The sequence below is a fragment of the Limnospira sp. genome, from assembly GCF_051859755.1.
Taxonomy (GTDB): Bacteria; Cyanobacteriota; Cyanobacteriia; order Cyanobacteriales; family Microcoleaceae; genus Limnospira; species Limnospira fusiformis.
Map to the genome: position 1 here is coordinate 1 of NZ_JBIMLI010000261.1, position 3,091 is coordinate 3,091.

At 39.4% G+C, this 3,091-nt stretch carries 3 protein-coding genes; 2 read left to right on the forward strand and 1 reads right to left on the reverse strand.

Annotation, left to right across the window (positions count from 1 at the left end; genetic code table 11):
- Positions 1–169: 169 nt before the first annotated feature.
- Entirely contained in the window at positions 170–1,936 is a 1,767-nt protein-coding gene (locus ACTIE0_RS23580) for a hypothetical protein (protein WP_006668641.1), read from the reverse strand.
- 74 nt (positions 1,937–2,010) lie between these two features.
- Here ACTIE0_RS23580 and ACTIE0_RS23585 point away from each other — a divergent pair, with 74 nt between their 5' ends.
- A complete protein-coding gene (locus ACTIE0_RS23585) occupies positions 2,011–2,805 on the forward strand; it encodes a hypothetical protein (RefSeq protein ID WP_006668642.1) in 795 nt (264 codons plus the stop codon).
- A gap of 36 nt (positions 2,806–2,841) precedes the next feature.
- A partial coding sequence (locus tag ACTIE0_RS23590; RefSeq protein WP_439517016.1) for a hypothetical protein occupies positions 2,842–3,091 on the forward strand: 250 nt, incomplete at its 3' end.

A 3,091-nucleotide genomic window follows, 5' to 3' on the forward strand; every position in this document is an offset into this window, starting at 1 on the left:
ATATCAGGAAAGTCTTTTTTCAGTAATTCTTGTACTTTCTTGGTTTCTTGTTCTCTAATATCATCCGGTTTTTTCATTGAATCATATAACCGCGTTAAATCGGCTAATATGTCTTTTGCTGGGTCATTACTGTTCACCTGTAAAGTACCTTGAGCGCGTAAGCAAATATTTATTGAATTTGATTTAATGTTGTTTGTAATGTTTCTTTTGCATCCTTCTGGTTGGTAATCTTAATTTTGCTTTCATTGGGTTCCAGTAGCTCCTCAAAATTATCAGCCTCCGGGGTAAATGCTGTTTTAATTGTTTCATATTTTTCCTCGGTAGCAAAGCCCAAATAGTCGATTATCTCCGACACTTCCCTACCTGCTTTAAACGCCGCCGCGTGAGCTAAACCTGCTTCGTGTAATGCTGTTAAAACAGCATTTTGGGTAACTTGGTGACTAATAGCAATTTCCATTACCATACCAAATATTTCAGCAATTGATTCAGCTAAGTTAGGTAATTTGATTTCGGCTTTTTCTTCGGCTTTGGTCATGAGATTGACATCATCAATCTCTACTTTAACTTCAAATTCACCCCATCTTTCGTCATCGATGTCAAACCTGTACATCAGCCATTCTGGTAATGTGTTTATTCGTTTAATTCTATTTTCTGTATTCTCGGCATTAACTGTTATTTTTTCTGGCATTTCAGCAGGAAAGGATTCAGGGTCTAAAAACTCATAAATCCTTCTAATCATTCCGCAACATTCTTCATTCATGTCTGGTATCCAAATTCTTCTAATCTTACGCGGAATAATCTCTTCCCAATTGCAGGTTTCAGTAGGATTCCGGTAGATATATCTATCGGAGGACGTACTCGTATCTATTGATATTGGATGGATTCCTAGATTTTTGAATATATACCTATACCCTAATGGATAGCCATGCAAATAATGCGTAGCTGCCCAACTTCTACCATAACTCTGTATTACATCAGATGCAAACCTGGCTGGACCTGTCCTTCTTATTGGGTTAGACCAATTACCGGAGTATCGTTGTTCATAATATACGGTACGGTTTCTAAGATTTTTAACTATACCGACAAACGATTTTATGTTATTCCCCATAGCTTGAATCCCATAGATTTGCCCCCTCCTCGCGCCAACTTGGCTAAGAACAAATTTATTAAATGAACAAATGTGTTCCCCCCCTTCTGATTCATAAATCGAGATAGTATATTCAGACCACCAGCTTCTTGGAAATAATCGTGTTGTCCCTTCTGTGATGTTTCCATTTCTGTTGACAATATATTCTAAATTTCTGCGACTAGGAAATTCATCCGGTGTTACTAAGTCAAAACTGTGATTATATGTAACAGGATTACTTGTCCCCATATCCCACGTCCCGTCCGGGTAGTGCATATACACCATAAATAGCCTGCAATCCCACGAATATTCTCTAAACTCAAGAGCCCTCTCAAGTTCTTCGAGCCATTCACCACTACTATCGTCTGGTCGCCTTCCTTTATCATCATCTATTTTATCGCCTGAATTAGGACCCCCAAAGCTGCGACCACTACCGCCTCCACCACTACTACCTCCCTTAGGTTTTTTGCCTCCCTTTGGTTCATCTCTATTTGGCGGTTCCTTAACGGTTGCCTCTTTTTTGACATCACGCCGCCGATATTCCTCATCTATTCGCTGTTCGTCATCCTCTCGTTTCCACCTGCCATGGTCTTCTGGCTTAATTCCACGCGGTACCCTAGTAATTGGGTCCCAAGGATTTACCAATCCTGGAATACCCGCTCTATCTCTTTCTCTTGCATACGGCAAACCCCTACCAAAGTCCATTGCTGAAGATGTCTGGTCGCCTAAATCTCCCGCTAAACCTGAACTTACGCCACCAGACCTACCAACATTTTTAGGCGTACTTGACCTGATACTATCTTTCACCATATCAAACGACTACATGAGACCAATCAATAACTTAGAAATATTATATAATATTACAAGATAATTGAGGACTATTCATGCGGGGAATTAGAAATATTGCTACGGAAATTAACGCTAGTAACTGGAATAACGCTGTAGAGTTATTTAATGGCGCAATCTTAGAAGGCTTGATAACTGATAGATTTCGTTATGATATTACTGCTTATGCCTATGTTTCTAGTTTGAACGCTAGGTGTTATATCCCTAGTATCAATCAATCACAAATACCTAAAATTTACCCAGAAGATAGTTATTACCAAAGGTGGGAAAAGAAACAAGATGTGTTACAAGGTTCTATAGACTTACAGATATTTTATTGGAACCTAGCCACAGAAAGCGGGTTAAATCTAGGTGTTATAAAACTCCCTTATTACGGGGGAATTCATACCGAAAATTTATTAATCGAATTGATTACCAATCAAACAGAAGGGTTAGCCATAGATTCACATTCTGTATTAAAAGCTAGGTGTCTGACTCAATTACACAACAATGATTCAATTAATATTTTTGGTATGGCAGAATACCAACTAGACACATTGCCAAAAACCCCATCACTGACCCAACCCGAAAATTTTGGGATTTCCGTAGGTAACACACCCACCCTAATTCGTGCTGCTAATACTCACAGATATCGCTTACACCTACAGAACACGGGTAGCGTTGGGGTTTGGTTTAGTCATGGACACATCAGCAATTGCATACCAGGTCAATGTTTATGGCTACCGCCTAACACTGCATGGGATGACGAGTTAAAATCTACTGCTAGTATCTACGGGATAACAGAGGATAGTGTTTCGCAGATTGTCGGGTTAGAGCAGACAATCACTTACTAACCGGCTACAATGGAATTATTTAGGAGGTAGGTGATTATGAGTTTTTCAGTTTATAGTAGCGCTCTAAATTTAGACACTCTCAATATTACTGCTAAGATACCGGGTACTCCCGTTACAACCGCTATTAGTTTAACGGCTAATACAGTTGCCGAATTAGTGGCAGTAAATGCTAACACAAACGGGCGTAATGTATTTATCAAAAATCGGTATAATGTACCCGTTCATTTCATCTTAGAACCCACAAAAAATACCGTAGCTAATGCCGCATTTTCTGTGAAGCCGGGTG

Coding starts and splice junctions, on each gene's coding strand:
- ACTIE0_RS23580 (WP_006668641.1), bottom strand. CDS start 1,936: ATGGTGAAAGATAGTATCAGGTCAAGTACGCCTAAAAATGTTGGTAGG.
- ACTIE0_RS23585 (WP_006668642.1), top strand. CDS start 2,011: ATGCGGGGAATTAGAAATATTGCTACGGAAATTAACGCTAGTAACTGG.